Origin of the sequence: Acinetobacter guillouiae CIP 63.46 (assembly GCF_000368145.1) — a bacterium.
Lineage (GTDB): Bacteria > Pseudomonadota > Gammaproteobacteria > Pseudomonadales > Moraxellaceae > Acinetobacter > Acinetobacter guillouiae.
In genome coordinates this window covers 424,890-440,199 of record NZ_KB849282.1, presented here as the reverse complement: position 1 = coordinate 440,199, position 15,310 = coordinate 424,890, and the positions used below count along the sequence as shown (strand labels likewise).

Genomic DNA, 15,310 nt, shown 5'->3' with positions numbered 1-15,310 from the left:
GTTAAAATTGAGCAGGCAAGGCATGAAACGAAGAGAATAGCGAGACTATTTTCGAGTTTCATAACGAAGGCTGAGATAATTTTAGCCACAACCCTTCGGGACTAGCGTGTTTTTTGCCGCTACGTCGTTACGAACCACTCATTTAGAATAACTAAATTTCGTATTTCGCGCCTAGTATCGCCTAAAAAACACACGTAGTCGCAAACATAGACGAATTGTCAACAGACCCTAATACTATTTTAAAATTTACCTTTCATTTAGAGAGCCTTGGCTCTCTTTTTATTTATAGTGCTTATTCATGCGCTAACTGTTTTAAAAACTCATCTTCAGTGAGTACACTAAAGCCATGTTGTTCAAGTAGGGCTGCTGTAACCCCTTTGCCTGATATTTTATGCCCTGAAAATGATCCATCATAAATCATCTGTGAACCACAAGAAGGACTGTTGGCTTTTAAAATAATATGTGTAACTTGATGGTATTGGGCAAGTTTTAGGGTTTTTTCTGCACCCAAAATAAATTCAGCTGAAACATCATCACCATTGGCATCTTTTACTTTGGCTTGTCCTTTTAAAACTTGATAACCATCACCACCTACGATTTCAGCGGGCTGTCGAGGTGTGCTTAAGCCACCTGCAACTTCAGGGCAAATCACCACGGCTTGTTGCTTGTCTAGCAGTTGTTTAAGCTTGTGTTGTAGGCAGTTCTTGGCATCGTAGCGAACATTTTCACCTACAAGACATGCACTAATCAGATATTTTTTCATCATCTTGAGGTTAATTCGAGTTGCATTAAATCCATACCAATATCATATAAATCGGTTTTAAAGTCGATGCTTAATTTTTCTGTAAAAGCAAAATTTTGATAGAATTTTTTTGCACGTATATTGGTTTTCAATACTTCTAAAAAGACAGAAGCTTGTTGATGTTCACGTGCAATATCAATCGCATTTTGCATGAGCGTAGATGCAAAATTTTTTCCAACAGAATTTTCAAGTAAATAAATTTTCTGTAATTCTGCACCAGTAATATCTAAATGTGGTTCATATTGGTTGAGATTTAACTTGGCATATCCAATAATTTGCGCTTGTTCATTTTCAAGCAATAGCCAAACTTGATCAGGATCTCGTAGAGATTCGGACAAATTTTCTAAACTAAAATTTTGATTGAGAAAATTTTGTAGGCCTTGTTCTGACCAAAGATCAGCAAAATGTTGGCGATATGTGGTGCAGGCAAGCTGATTGAGTTGCTTGAGATGGATTGGTGTGGCTGGATAAATTTTCATTATATTTTGTCATCAAATGACGCTTTGCTATACCTTGAATTTGTATTCAATCATGTATGAATTTCATGGGATAATCTTAGCTGATTATATTGGCTTCAGGAAGTGTGACTAGTGCTTTCCAAGAAAGATCTATTTCGCAGAACCTCCTGCTATGACCAACCAAAATCATCTTATGGCTCTAGATTCTAGAAGTGGGCTTCAATCCACGTTGTCGCTCATTAGACTTATTATTTCACCTCGAGGTATAGCGACGGACGACGACCAAGATTACTAATTTAAATACGCAATACATACATCATGGTAATAATCGTTTCTCACCTATTTGATTAAATAAAATCCAGTACTTCGTTAACTGGGCGACGTGGTTTTTGTGGCCAGTTTTCAGGGAGGGCTTTACCTACAGAAAGAAGTAGAACAGGGATTTCGTTATCAGATAAGGAAAATTCTTTGGTCACAGCATGAGCATCGAAACCGATCATGGGTGTTGAGCCTAGGCCCAGTGCATGAGCTGCATAAATAAGTGTTGTTGCACCAATACTCCCAGTACGTATGGCCTCATCACGTTGACGCTGCGGTTGCTCAAAATATAGACCACGTGAAGCATTTTCCAGCACAGACACCATTTCTGCTGGCATGAAACCAGCTTCTACGGCTGGTGTTAGACGCTCTGGCAGTATGCGGTAATCGATTAATTGACCACAAATGATGAACGTCACAGCAGCATCAGTAATTTTAGGCTGATCCCAAGCAATTTTACGTAGCCGAGCTTTGGCTTCGGCTGTGCGTACTGCAATAAAACGCCAGTTCTGGAAATTAAAAGATGTGGGTGCAGTCGTTGCGATTTTTACCAGTTCATAAATTTGTTCATCGCTCAAGGTGATGCTTGGGTCGTATAGGTTAGTTGTTGTACGACTCATGATAGATTTGATAATGACGTTAGTCATGATGATTCCTCTCATTGGGGAGCTGAACATTTTTTAATTAATTATGTATCGAACGATATAAATGTAAGTGCGGTTGCTCAAGTTGTCAATAACTTTTATATCGATTAGTATATAAGTGGATAGAAGTAGGAGCTTTTAATGGCTAAAATGGGCCGTCCCCGAGCGTTTGACCGAGATGAGGCGATTCAACAGGCGATGCATTTGTTTTGGGAGTATGGTTATGAATCGACTTCATTAGCTTTATTAAAAGAAAATATTGGGGGTGGGATTACAGCTCCTAGTTTTTATGCTGCTTTTGGTTCAAAAGAGAAATTGTTTCAGGAAGTCGTTGAACGTTACTCAACAACATATGGTCAGGTCAATCTCAGCTTATGGGATCAACATCTACCACCTCGTGATGCGATTGAATTGGCTTTACGACGTTCTGCCAAAATGCAGACAGAGAAAACACATCCTAAAGGATGTTTTATTGTAATTGCAGCAAATACCTGTTCACCTGAACATCAGCATGTTCAAAGCTTATTGGCTGAGCAACGTGCACTTACACGAGCGGGATTCGAACAATGTATTCAACGTGCAGTTGATTCAGGTGAGCTTGTAGCCCAAACCAAGGTTGAAGCCTTTGCTGCGGTATTTAATGGTTTTCTACAAGGGATTACGGTCTTGGCTCGTGATGGTGTATCTCATCAAGTACTCCATGATGCAATCACTGAAATCATGCGGAATTGGGAAGAACATACAAATCGTTAGGTCTTCTAAAGTCTCAACTTAGTCCAGTTTTATTGATCTATTATCCATATGAGTTGCCCTTATTCATTTATAGGTGAATTGCATGGGATAATCAATCCGAAATAGGGAAAATGAATCTTGTTATGAGCGTGTATGTTGATCGTGCAAAAGTTCCATTTAAAGGCCAAGAATGGTGTCATTTGATGGCAGATACACTGGAGGAATTACATCACTTTGCGCAAATGCTGGAAATCGATGCCCGTTTATTTCATCGCTCTGCCTCTTATCCGCATTATGATATTACCCTGCAAATGCGTGTAATGGCGATTGCTTATGGCGCAATTGATGCCGATCGAAAAACCATTATTGCCTGTGGAAAAAAGCTGAAGCTACAACTCAACCAATCTTTATAAAGTATTGGTTTTTATTTCAGCTTGATAAAACCGTATCTCCAGAAAAATACTTTATCGCGATTAAGTCTTGTCCTTATGAGAAGCACAAGAGTAGAATCTTTTATGATGAAAAATTATGAACAACGATTGTGATTAATATATGACTTTTAAAGACGGCTCAACAGAAATATCGCAAGACGAGATTATTATTCTGGCTGAAACTTTTCGACTTTTAGGAGATGCCTCACGTCTCAGAATTCTTTTATTCTGTATGCGTGGACCTAGTCCAGTTGGCGATATCTGTGAAGCACTCGATTTGTCGCAATCTTTGGTTAGTCATCATTTACGTTTATTACGTTCAGCACGCTTGGTGAAAAGTGAGCGTCAGGCCAAACAAGTCTTATATGAAATCGCTGATACGCATGTCAGTCATGTTCTGTCTGATATGGCAAAACATATTGCAGAAGAGCAGTGTGGTTAAATTTTCTATTTTTTAAATCGATTATTAAAAGCAAAGTGAATTTCAAAATGTGGATGCCACAAGGCAACAATCAATGACCTTGTGGCATTTTGTGCTTGATCCATATTGATCTTAATGACTATGTCCAGCATGAGGATCAATTTTTGTCGGTTTTTCAAGGCTACAGCTGCTATCACCTTGCCAATCAATCGCGACAGTTGGATGTTCAATATCAAATTTGGTTTTTAATTCATGTTCAATTTGTTCGGTGAGTGTCTTGATATCAACACCTGCTTCAGGTTGGACATGTAATGTTGCCATTGCTCTTCCTGAAGTAATCATCCATACATGAATATGGCTAATTTTCTGAATACCTTGAACGGATTTTAATAAGTGAGTGGTGATATCTGTTGTATTCGCATTGGCAGGCGCACCTTCTAATAAAATATGAATGGTTTGTTTAAACAAAGACCATGCACTGCGCAATACAAGTAATGATACAAGCACAGACAAAATCGGATCAATCGGTGTCCAGCCTGAGTACCAGATGACGATTGCAGCGATAATTGCAGCAACAGAACCCAATAAGTCACCCATCACGTGCAGAATTGCACCTTTGATATTTACATGATCCGTATCATCTCGTGTGAGGTACCATAAAACAAAGATATTCACCAACATACCAACAATTGCGACAATAAACATCGGTCCTGCAAGTACGGGTTGAGGTGATTGAAAGCGTACAATCGCTTCATAGACGATCCATCCAACAATCCCAAACAATGTTAGAGAATTGATCAGACCTGCAATCACTTCAAAGCGCATATAGCCGAAAGTACGTGATTTATCCGCAGTACGACGGCCAAAGCGAAACGCTGCATATGCTAATCCTAATGCAAGTGCATCCGTCATCATATGGCCTGCATCAGCTAACAGTGCCAGTGAACCAGATATGATTCCCCCAGCAGCTTCAACAAGCATAAAACTGAAAATAATGAAGAAAGAAATCAGAATTTTTCTTTCATTTCCTGTAGTTGCTTCAGGTACATGTGCGTGGTTGTGATCACTATGGCTATTATGGGGGTGATTATGATTGTGTCCCATAAGGACCTCTGAATTGGATTATTTACATATGAATATATGTTCATATGTTTGTTTTGTCAAATAACTTCATGTTAATTTTTTATTGCATTGTGAATCAAAAAATTCAAAAAACTGATGCCATAAGGCACTTAGGTTTAATAAAACAGAATGAAGTTTTAAAACGGACTGATTTAATTTTGGCATAATTGATTTTTCCGTTTTATAGTTTTAGTTCTGGAAAGTTTATAACCACTTGTTCATAGAACTTTATTTAGTTTTCATATGCTTTTGCTTTTCTTTTAGCTCCTTGGTCTTGAATCCGAACTTCACGGAATCATTTTTAACGATTTTACTTTCAAATTGTTTTCTATCTAAATGTAGGCATACTTTTTGTTTCAACAAATATTAAAAGCCTTGGATTGTATGGGACATTCTTCATCAAGTGACTATGTTGAACAAATTTTCTTAGTAGTATATTAAAGCTGTTGTTGGCTCATTCTTTACTTTTCTTCTTTAGAAAGTTTCAATTGGTTACAAATTTGGTTTTGATACAGAAGAACAAGATAAAGATTGAAAGATAGGAGAAGCTATTTGTTTAATAAAGGAAAATTAGAAAATTCAAAAAAGGATTATAATCCATGAATATATAGTCCTCAAACAGTGATAGTTCTGTTTTTTAAGCATTCGAATGTTTATGTTAGAGCTTGTCATTCAATTTGGACAATTAGTTCGTAAATACAGAAAAGAAAGAAACATGTCACAAGAGCAATAGGCATTGCTCTTGTGACATGGATCGGAGTTATTTAGGTAGGATTGAAAGAGGAGAGGTGAATCTAACACTGGAAAAAATTTATGAGTTGGCTATGTATTTAAAAATACCTCCAGGTAGGCTTCTACCTGATATAATTTCGTCTATGTTTTAAAAAATTATTCAATGTAAAATTTATTTATCATTTAGAGTGCTTGATTATGACTGGAAATTCAATTAAAGCGAATCCAACAAAAGAATTCTTTATAACTATGCTGACTAGAGATATACCGTTAGATAGAGCAATATTAGATTTAATTGATAATAGTGTAGATGCTGCTAATAGTAATAATTTACTAAGAAATATCGACTATAATGAGGATGAAAATTTAGATACAGAATCTAATTCTGATGAAAAAGAAGAAAATACTCCTACAATTGATATAAATTTTTCGTCTGAGAAATTTGAAATTTATGATAATTGTGGTGGAATGCCAATAGATGTAGCTAAAAATTATGCATTTCGTTTTGGTCGGCCTTCAGATTCACCTACGACACCAAATTCAGTAGGTCAATTTGGCGTGGGTATGAAAAGGACATTATTTAAATTAGGTAAATCATTTCTTGTATGTTCAAAACACAATTCAGAAGATGGATTTAGAATAGCTGTTGATGTTGATCAATGGAAAAATGATGATCAATCAAATGAATGGGAATTTAGCTATGAGATTGATCAGAATGTTAGCGAAAACTCAACATATATCAAAGTAGAAGAGCTATATCCACAGATATCTAAATTACTAAGTGAAGAGGAATTTGAATCTTCATTAATCCGACAAATTTCACAATCCCATTTTAAATGTTTACGCCAAGGCATGATAATAAGAATTAACAATAAAGTAGTTAAACCTTATCCAATAACTTTTTACGATAATGATGAAATTAGTCCAACAATTATCATTAAAAAATTTGGCGATGTAGAAGTTAAAATTATTGCAGGGATATCTGAAAGAAATTTAGCAAAAGGTGGTTGGTATATTATTTGTAATGGGCGACTAGTAGTTGCAGCTGAACAAAGCTCTATAACTGGTTGGGACACAGATGGGATACGTAAGTATCATCCAGATCATGCTTTTTTTAGAGGTATAGTTGAATTTAATTGTGAAGATTCGAGTAAATTACCGTGGACTACAACAAAGACTGGTATTGATACAGATAATGCAACTTATAGAAAAACTTTAATTCTGATGAAAGAGGTAATGAGGCAGATCCTTTCGTTTCTGAATAATAGAGTAAAAGAATCTAAATACCTAGATGAGGGACGAATTAATGTTGCTCCTTTGGCAACGGCAATAGCAAAATCAAAGCCAAAAGCAATTTCAAACATTCATACAAGTAGACCATTAAAGATTCCTAAAGCCAATTTGACAGCAGAACCTTCCAATGAAACTAGAATTCAGTATTTAATTGATACTGATAAATTCGAAAGAGTTGCAGAATTATTGGGAACTGATATTAAAAGTGAAGTGGGCTTGAAAACTTTTAATTACTATTTTAGTTATGAGGTTGGTAATGAGTAGTAGAATTTCTGGGCAAAAAATTAACTATTCTGTCCGACCAGGAAAATCCATTGAGAGAAAAATGATACGAGATATTCTCTCTCGTCTATTTGTATTTTATCCACTTAAGGAATATCAATATATAGGATTTGGTTCAAAATATTTTACAGATTTTACGCTATTTCATAAAAGCATAAATTTAAAAAAAATGATTAGCTTGGAACAGGATATTGAAAATTCAGAAAGATATAATTTTAATAAGCCATTTCAATGTATTGAAATTTGTTTTGAAAGATCATCAGAATGGCTTATGGCTAAAGAAGGTATAAATGAGCCTTCGATAGTTTGGTTTGATTATGATGGTTCATTTGATCAAACAATGGTGGATGATTGCTGTAATTTGGCAAGAAAACTAAACTCAGGTTCTGTTTTTGCTTTAAGCTTTAATTATACGGCTCCGAAAGAAGAGCAATTAAGTAGAAAATTTCCTGATACCACTGTTAATCCGTATTTACAGTGGTTTGAGGAATTATTTGGAACTTCACATATTGATCCTACTATGGATACAAGAGGATTATCAGATAAATTTAAATTTTTAAAACGATTGATTCCTATTTTGGAATCAGTGCTAGACAAGGTCATCAGTGAACGTAATGAATTTATTGAAGATACCAATGAGAAATTCTTAATTAAGCCTTTATTTAGTTTTACTTACCGTGATGGTGCTCCAATGGCAACAATTGGATGGATTTTAATTCACAATAAGCATTTTGCTAATTATGAATTAATGAAATTAGGTGAGTTTGAGTTTTGTTCAGAGAATATGGAAGAACCTTATGATATTGATCCAGCAAATCTGACAATCCGAGAAATTAGATATTTAAGTGAAATTGTTAGTAACTTAGACGGTGAGTTGGATGATGATCAAATTAAATATTTTACTAATGATGAGATTAGCTCATTTAAGAAACTGTATAAGTATTTTCCAGCATTTACGGAGATTGAAGCCTATTAATCTAGTGCTTACAATAAAAATTTTATTGTAAGCACTAGCTATCTATTATAAATGATTTGATCAAGAGTTATGATTAAGATGATTTTCTGTTGCTTAATTAATTTTGCTTTCTAATGCTCTACGAATTTTAGAACGACCTGAACCAGAAGCATTGAACTGATCATCTGTAAAATCAATAATGCTAGCAGGCTGTAGTAAATTTATGAAATATTCAATAGAAACATTCTCATCTTCATCATAAGCTTTTGAAACTCTTAATTTTAATATATCAAAAAGTGCTTGAATTCCAACTGTTTTGATAATAAAAGAATTTTTAGGTGCTTTTTTCCAAAAAACAGTATTACAAGCAATAACATAGTTCATAATAATTTTATAAATTGAAATATCATTATTTTGAAGATATAAGTGTCTTAATGGAGATTTATCGTTTCTATTAGATTTTACTAAGTCCATTCGTTTTAACGTTTTTTCACCAAGCAAGTAGTTGGAGTCTTTAGTAGGATTTGAAGTAATTAATTTCATGATCCCTTCAACAATAACAGCAGTGGAAACTTTCCATATTTTATTTTCACCTAGAGCCTCAAGTTCTTCATCAACTTTTGGTGCAATTTTAATTCTACCGAGTAAAGGTGAATCTGAATCTGTTGCTAATTTACGAGTAAAAAAGACTGCTAGTTTATCGGGTGTCCAATATTCAGACTTCTCATCTGAAATATTATATCCATATAATTCATATGTTAAGCTTTTATCAACTTGTTTTTGAGTTGAATTTATTGTAGCAAATATTTGAGCTTGATAGGCTTTAGGCAAATCAACATATATAGAACAGAGAAGTTCCATCTGTAATCTTTCAGGGTTTTGAAGATGTTTACTAGCGAAACCAAATAGTCTATGTTGCCCATCAATTATGGCAGCTAATTTTTTAGGTGATGGTATAGTGAGCTCATAAAGTTTCTCTCCTAAATGCGTTATTTTCCATTCAGATGATAAAAGTTGAGTTTCATAGTCGGAAGAATCACTTTCTGATTGTATTTCTAAGTACTCTTCTAATGTATAACCTGTTTCATGGTAATTAGCAGCTAATATTATAGAGTTTGGAAAAGCTGAGTCTACTCTGTCAATATATTCAGCAATTTGTTGAAGGCGATTGTCTCTAGTTACTCGTTGAGTTCCTTTCAATGAATAACCAACAAGTTCTTTTTGAGCACACATACGATCACTAAAACATGTTTCTAAGAGTACTTCTGCTGGTAAGGAAACTGCATAGAATGTTCCTAGTGGTTGTTTAATTTTTATTGCTGGTACAGTAATTGGAAATTGCATAATATTATACCCTACTTAAAACTTAATATTTTTGGGCATTTCCCCATTCATTGGTGTGGTGGTTGAGCCTCCAATTGGTGCATCAGGAGTTGGGTAATCATAAAAATCTTCATTCAAAGAAGATTGTAGCCATGCCATTAATAGTGAAATAGTTAGAGCGATGATAAGACAAATGACAAATTGCCAACTATTAAATCCAGGATCAAAATAAAGTAGAGCCCAACAAATAAAATCTATAATAATAGTAATGGAAAATATACTAGCTTTAACAGATTTTTTTAGATCGTTATGCAAACATAACTGAAGAGCAGCTGTGTTAATTAATGGGAGAATAAAAAAAATTAAGGCTATTTTCATTCCATCGGTAGAATTCGGAGACCCTGTATATTTTAGAAATTCAAACCAAAATCCTGAAGCTGCTAAGACAACTATACCAAAACAAAATGCAAACCAAAAAGTTACATGTTTTATAGGCTTTTTTATTTGTGTGAGTATGTATTCTTTTGCTTCAACAAATCCATTGTGTTCATTTGCTGAAGTTTCTTGAGTTTCAGTGTTTTTCATAAGAAAGTTACTGTATTATTTTAAGGATGTCGTGAGGTGATTTAATCCTAATGACAAGGAAACCGACACCTCGATGTATGTGACTACGCATTTTATCAAGTATAATTTTATTATCTAGCTGTTTTTTATCTTTGTTTTCAATATAATTGATCAGTGTCAAAAAAAGATCTGTATTATCACCTGTAAGTGTATAAGCATTAAACTCAGAACCATCCTCATTAGGAAGAGGGGTATTCTCTTCAATAGCGCCTTCTTCTAATGAGTACATTAATGCCATACGACAAAGCAAGTTTGGTGTAAGACCAGTCCGACTCTTTAGAGTACGCAGTTTGCTTGTTGCTTCAGAAGAAATTTTAAGCTTGGTGTAGTGCAATTTTTTTCTCCTGAGTTGAACGATGATTTAATTCAAAATATTGAGTTTTTACTTCTGTGAAACCTTTAGACTCATTGTAGTCTAATAAATATACTTCAGAAATATTGTTCTTCAATTGATGAACATATTGTTCATCAATTTCAGTATCCGTAGAAAGAATAATGACTTGATGACTAACATGTGGGAAATAATATTTCATCAAATTATCTCGATGCTCCCGATCTAAACGTCCTAAAGGAGTATCAATAATCATTGGTAAATTACGACCACTTGTTTTTGCTAATGCCCATAGAATAGCGATAGCATAAATCTGCTTTTCACCAGCGGAAAGAGATTGTTTCGAAATCTCTTTTCCTTTTTCACTCATAAGTTTAGTTGCAAAAGTTTTTGGATCTATTTCAATATCTGTGATGTAATTGTTTTTTCGTAATAAAGAATTGAATATATCAATAAAATTCTTTTTAACTTCTAAAATTTTCTTAGCAAAAAGTTTTAACTGAAAATCGATGAGGACTTTAATACTTTTTGCTGCAAGTGTGTCCTTAATACTCTGTTGTGTGATTGAGGCATTTTCACTTACAGCACGCTCTAATTTAAGGTTAGTTGATGTAATCTCATATTCAACTTTATTTAGCTCATTATCCTTATGAGCTAATAACGCATTAATTTCCCCTAGCTTACGTTCCTGTAAAAGTAGTTCATCTAAATATGAGTTTTTGTCACTAACGCTCTCTGCTCTAGAAATTGAAAACTCAGTAGCTTCCTTACTTAAATTTAACTCATTAAATTTTTTTGAAAGATTAGAGGCATGAATCTTAGTTTCTGTATCCAATAGGTCTAAGTTAGATAAAGTACTAATCGGATCATCTAACTCACTAAAAATAGAGTTAGTAGGGGGATTAGTATAGTTTAACTGCTTGGAAAAAAAAATTTCTAAATCTGACCAATGTGATTGATCCCATTTGCCCTGTTTAGGAAGAGCTGACATTTTAAATAAATTAAGCTGTTCTAATATATATTCAGGAGAATAGGTTGTTTGTGAATGCTCGATAGATTGTTTCAACTCTAACTTAAATTTTTGCATGAGTTTTGGAGCCATTAAAAATGGCAACAACCCGTTGGCAAGGCTAACAAGTTCTTGTCTACAAGCAGTAATTTCTTTATTAATTGTTGAAAGCTTTGCTTTTAACTGATCGTACTTCAGAGCTACATTGCCGCCCTCAGAGATGAATCTTTGCTTTTTTTGCTCCAAATCATTAAGTAAACCTTCTTTTTGAAAATTAAGAGATTTGACTTCATGTAACAAAAACTCTCGATCTTTTTTTAACTTTGAAATAGTTTTGTTAATACTTTCTTGGTCAATGATTTTCTTTTTAGATAATTTACTTTGATTTAAATGAGTATTTAAATCAAATTTCAATTTTTCGATTAAATCTATTCCTAATAGTGTTTTAACCGCTTCAGATAAGGCAGAATTATTATCCTCAGCCATATCCTGGATTCTTTCTCCATCAAAGAAGAACAGTTGAGATACGCCGATCGGAACCAACTCTAATAAAAAATTTGACCATTCCTCTTTAGGGACACTAGTAACCTGTTCACCATTTTTAGTTAAGTTTAATTTTTCAGTGAGAATATGATTATTTATGTACCATGATCTTTGAATGGTGTATTCAGCAGGTTGGTTTGCTTCCGTATAAATAAAAGTAAGTTCAATACTTGCAGATGACTTTTTATTATTTCTGTTGATTCTACTTTCTAAATACTCTTCATATTTCTTTTGAGAAGTGACTAAACCTAAAGCTCGTTTACCATACAATGCTAATCTAACCGACTCAAGGAATGTAGTCTTCCCTGCACCATTTTTACCGCCAATGAGAATGATTGATTGATCTTGATTACGATTTGGCATTAAAGAGAATGATGTAGACTCCCCATATAAACCTACATTATCAAGAACCAGTTTTTTGATAATCATGCTTTTGCTCCTGTTTCACGAAGCAAATCCATTTGAGGGGTAGAATCACTTTCTATTAAAAAATCTTCATCTACATCATCTGATGAATCTAGAGATTCACGTGATGCAATAATTGTATTGAGATCACGCCATTCTTCATTTAAAACTTTTGCAAGCCGGTGATGTATGTTATGTCTACGTTTTAAACCGTGAGAAGCTTTTTCGACATCAATTAACTTAACTAATAATTCAGTCGGAATATTGTGGTCCTGACAGATTTGGTCTAATAAAGTGTAGTCTTGATCGTTGTATAAAACACTATCTTCAATATGCCAATCTAGATCTATACCTAACGTATTATGAACAATTTTAGGGATAGAGTCAGCCCAATCTCCTCGTTCTGATCGCCAAATACGACGAATTTCATGTAATTCATTCGCATGGATTAAGGTTGGTTTTTCACCAATTGGAGCGTCTTTTTGTACTTGCTTTTGAGTTTCTAAAAGTTTAGTTAGAAGCTCTTTGCAGAAAGAAAGCTTATAAGGTCCAGGGACATGTTTACCATTCGAATGATTAAATGCCACTTGACCATTACGACGTTTTACTTCCCGATAAATATATTTTTTATCAGGGTCTTGAGTTGAAGAAAGCAAATCACGAAATTTAAGTAGAGGTTCAAGCCATTCTTCACCTGATTCGACCATAGCTTCCATAGATTTATCCTGTTGAACAACAGTACAAACCCAGCAACCAAAGCGAGAATTACCACAACTAGGTGTTGATTTATCAACAACTAAAGGACATTCACCAGCTTGTGCATTTCGATACATCGTGACTAATTCACGATTATTGTTGTTCCAAGGAGATGTATTCTGTAAAAGAAAATTCCATACATCATCAGTAGTAAACGATTCAATCGGTGCAAAAACAAAAGCATTTGGTAATGATGAATGTCGTGCTAAATTAGATCCTTCAATTTTGTGCATTGCGATTACTTGTGCACGAGTTGCACTTTCAGCAGATCGAACTCCCAAGACAACAATTACTTCTCCAAATTCGGCAACTCGTTGAGTAATAAACTCATTTGCGGGCTCAATTTTTAAACGCTCAGTACACCACCTAAATTTGTTGCTTGGAGCTGGATATCCTCGTCCTAATAAATTAACCCAAAAGCTTCGATCTACTCTCGGACTAACTTTTTGAACAATGAAAGGCATGCCTTGAACATCAGAAGTTTTTTGAATGTTTTCTAAATTTTTATCTATATAGCGAACAATTACAGGCGTTTCTACTAAAGTATCTGAACTAATGACATAAACAGGCTTTTGTCGTTTTTCTTGAGGTAGTTTTGCTAAAGCATTCCAAACTAATTGCAATGTACAAGTAGAGTCTTTTCCGCCTGAGTATCCTACAACCCAAGGTTTTTTATCGGATAAATAAACATTCTGTATTACTGTATAGACATCGTGCAAAGTGTTTGTATTAAAAAAGCTCATACACTAACTCCTTGCGTATAAAGTTGACTTTCACTCATAGATTTCAAAAAGTTATCTTCAACTTCTTGGTATTCAGAAGGTAAAGGCATACCTAAGGTATTTAGAATGTAGTTTGTTACTAATATGACATTACTATGTGATTTATTAATTTTACCAGTCACTAAGGCTCTTCCTGTCCAAATTTTAAGGTTATGCCTTGACCAATCTATATTGTTGAGTTTATTTAATCGCATTGACCAATCTTCAGGGTGATTGATCATTAGTAGATTACCAGCACGAGCTAATGCTTGAATTGCAATACCATGAGAATGCATAAAGTTAGAACGTAGCTCAGATGAGCATACTTTACCATTTTGGACGTTTTGCCAATCAGGAATTAAGCTAATAACCTGTTTCCAAAACTTAACTGCCAAATCGATTTTTTCTTTGGAGGAAATCGATGACGATTTAAAATTCAAAAATTCATGATTTGCTGAATGAAGTGAACTGAATGTAAATAATTTTGATGATCTGTTAGAAATACTTGTTTTCTCAAACTCAGTAAAACCATTGAATAATTTGATTTTTTTAATAATATCTTTAGTTATATATGTTTGCTCATCACGGTGATTATAAAGTAGCTTAATAGATTGTGATGGACGGACAGAATGCATGTTTAAATCTGCAAACATTTGTTGAGAACGTTTTAGCCCTTTATCTACATAAATTACTACAGATATTGTTTCATCACCTAAGTATGGTTTTTCTTTAATCGCTTCTTCTATCGCTGCTCGTCTATGTTGCCCGTCATTAATAAGAACAGTTGCAGACATTGAAATTTTGAGTTTGCCTAATTGATTTGAATTAGAGCTTGCTTCAAATTTTACTTCACCATCCACAGAGGCACATAAGGAAGATAAAATATATTCATTTAAATTCTCAATCATATAGCGACTAATTTGAGGTACTCGTGATTTATTGAGTGAACGTTGAGCCCTTAATGTAATTGGTAAAGACTCATCATTAAATTTAAAAAATTTAGGTACAACCTTGAGTGGAACCATAATGACATAGAAAGCTGAACGAGCTTGTATACCTTGTATTGCTACAAACTCAAACCAATTTCCATCCATATGTAATAACCTCAAAAGCCTTTAATGACGTTTGTCTTCAGGAAAATTATAACATAAATGGAAGTTTAATTTATTAAAATGGAAGTTAAAAAATACACAAGTATATATTCAGATCTGAAAACTAAGAAGCTAATTTTTAGTATGGTGAAACATTCCCATTGAGTGATTTTCCAAGCTAATCAGTTCATTATCCGAAATTTTCTGCTTCTTAATATTCATTCTAAGATGGTTCAAAGTACTATTTTTATAACAAATATGTTTAAAGATTCCTTTT

General features: G+C 34.0%; 15 protein-coding genes and 1 pseudogene. 6 read left to right on the top strand and 10 right to left on the bottom strand.

Features of this window, described 5'->3' with window-relative positions; genetic code table 11:
* Positions 1-292: 292 nt before the first annotated feature.
* From F981_RS04385 to F981_RS04375, 3 genes are all read right to left on the bottom strand, one after another.
* Positions 293-766 carry a 2-thiouracil desulfurase family protein gene (locus F981_RS04385; protein ID WP_004718791.1) on the bottom strand — a complete coding sequence of 158 codons (474 nt, stop codon included), beginning with the start codon at positions 764-766 and terminating at the stop codon, positions 293-295.
* Entirely contained in the window at positions 763-1,281 is a 519-nt protein-coding gene (locus F981_RS04380; RefSeq protein WP_004718788.1) for a GNAT family N-acetyltransferase, read from the bottom strand. Before F981_RS04380 ends, F981_RS04385 begins: the two co-directional genes overlap by 4 nt.
* A gap of 326 nt (positions 1,282-1,607) precedes the next feature.
* Positions 1,608-2,225 (bottom strand): nitroreductase family protein, encoded by a 618-nt coding sequence (locus tag F981_RS04375; protein ID WP_004718787.1) that lies wholly within the window; start codon positions 2,223-2,225, stop codon positions 1,608-1,610.
* Between the two features lie 138 nt (positions 2,226-2,363).
* On the opposite strand from F981_RS04375, the gene F981_RS04370 reads away from it, so the two are divergent.
* The 3 genes from F981_RS04370 (at position 2,364) to F981_RS04360 (ending at position 3,827) form a co-directional block, all read left to right on the top strand.
* A complete protein-coding gene (locus F981_RS04370; protein ID WP_004718785.1) occupies positions 2,364-2,975 on the top strand; it encodes a TetR/AcrR family transcriptional regulator in 612 nt (203 codons plus the stop codon).
* A 122-nt stretch (positions 2,976-3,097) separates the two neighbouring features.
* Complete coding sequence (locus F981_RS04365; protein ID WP_004718783.1) at positions 3,098-3,367, top strand: DUF4031 domain-containing protein; 270 nt, start codon at positions 3,098-3,100, stop codon at positions 3,365-3,367.
* A 139-nt stretch (positions 3,368-3,506) separates the two neighbouring features.
* Entirely contained in the window at positions 3,507-3,827 is a 321-nt protein-coding gene (locus tag F981_RS04360) for an ArsR/SmtB family transcription factor (protein WP_004718782.1), read from the top strand.
* A 111-nt stretch (positions 3,828-3,938) separates the two neighbouring features.
* Here the strand turns inward: F981_RS04360 and F981_RS04355 are convergent, their stop codons facing one another.
* Positions 3,939-4,910, bottom strand: coding sequence for a cation diffusion facilitator family transporter (locus tag F981_RS04355; protein ID WP_004718779.1), 972 nt, complete (start codon positions 4,908-4,910; stop codon positions 3,939-3,941).
* A gap of 667 nt (positions 4,911-5,577) precedes the next feature.
* On the opposite strand from F981_RS04355, the pseudogene F981_RS23185 reads away from it, so the two are divergent.
* From F981_RS23185 to F981_RS04340, 3 genes and pseudogenes are all read left to right on the top strand, one after another.
* Positions 5,578-5,812: pseudogene (locus F981_RS23185) on the top strand (helix-turn-helix domain-containing protein).
* A 46-nt stretch (positions 5,813-5,858) separates the two neighbouring features.
* On the top strand, positions 5,859-7,217 hold the full coding sequence (locus tag F981_RS04345) for an ATP-binding protein (protein WP_004718776.1): 1,359 nt from the start codon (positions 5,859-5,861) through the stop codon (positions 7,215-7,217).
* Positions 7,210-8,211: an O-methyltransferase gene (locus tag F981_RS04340; RefSeq protein WP_004718774.1), complete on the top strand. Its 1,002-nt coding sequence runs from the start codon at positions 7,210-7,212 to the stop codon at positions 8,209-8,211. The genes F981_RS04345 and F981_RS04340 overlap by 8 nt, the downstream gene beginning before the upstream one ends.
* Positions 8,212-8,304: 93 nt before the next feature.
* Here the strand turns inward: F981_RS04340 and F981_RS04335 are convergent, their stop codons facing one another.
* From F981_RS04335 to dndB, 6 genes are read right to left on the bottom strand one after another with little or no spacing between them, the layout of a single operon-like run.
* Positions 8,305-9,534 (bottom strand): DNA phosphorothioation-associated DGQHR protein 1, encoded by a 1,230-nt coding sequence (locus F981_RS04335; RefSeq protein ID WP_004718771.1) that lies wholly within the window; start codon positions 9,532-9,534, stop codon positions 8,305-8,307.
* 15 nt (positions 9,535-9,549) lie between these two features.
* On the bottom strand, positions 9,550-10,098 hold the full coding sequence (locus tag F981_RS04330; RefSeq protein ID WP_004718769.1) for a hypothetical protein: 549 nt from the start codon (positions 10,096-10,098) through the stop codon (positions 9,550-9,552).
* A gap of 7 nt (positions 10,099-10,105) precedes the next feature.
* Positions 10,106-10,471 (bottom strand): DNA sulfur modification protein DndE, encoded by a 366-nt coding sequence (gene dndE / locus F981_RS04325; RefSeq protein WP_004718767.1) that lies wholly within the window; start codon positions 10,469-10,471, stop codon positions 10,106-10,108.
* Entirely contained in the window at positions 10,452-12,449 is a 1,998-nt protein-coding gene (dndD, locus tag F981_RS04320; RefSeq protein ID WP_004718765.1) for a DNA sulfur modification protein DndD, read from the bottom strand. The genes dndE and dndD overlap by 20 nt, the downstream gene beginning before the upstream one ends.
* Positions 12,446-13,924 (bottom strand): DNA phosphorothioation system sulfurtransferase DndC, encoded by a 1,479-nt coding sequence (gene dndC / locus F981_RS04315; RefSeq protein ID WP_004718763.1) that lies wholly within the window; start codon positions 13,922-13,924, stop codon positions 12,446-12,448. The genes dndD and dndC overlap by 4 nt, the downstream gene beginning before the upstream one ends.
* Entirely contained in the window at positions 13,921-15,036 is a 1,116-nt protein-coding gene (dndB, locus tag F981_RS04310; RefSeq protein WP_004718762.1) for a DNA sulfur modification protein DndB, read from the bottom strand. The genes dndC and dndB overlap by 4 nt, the downstream gene beginning before the upstream one ends.
* Between the last annotated feature and the right edge of the window lie 274 nt (positions 15,037-15,310).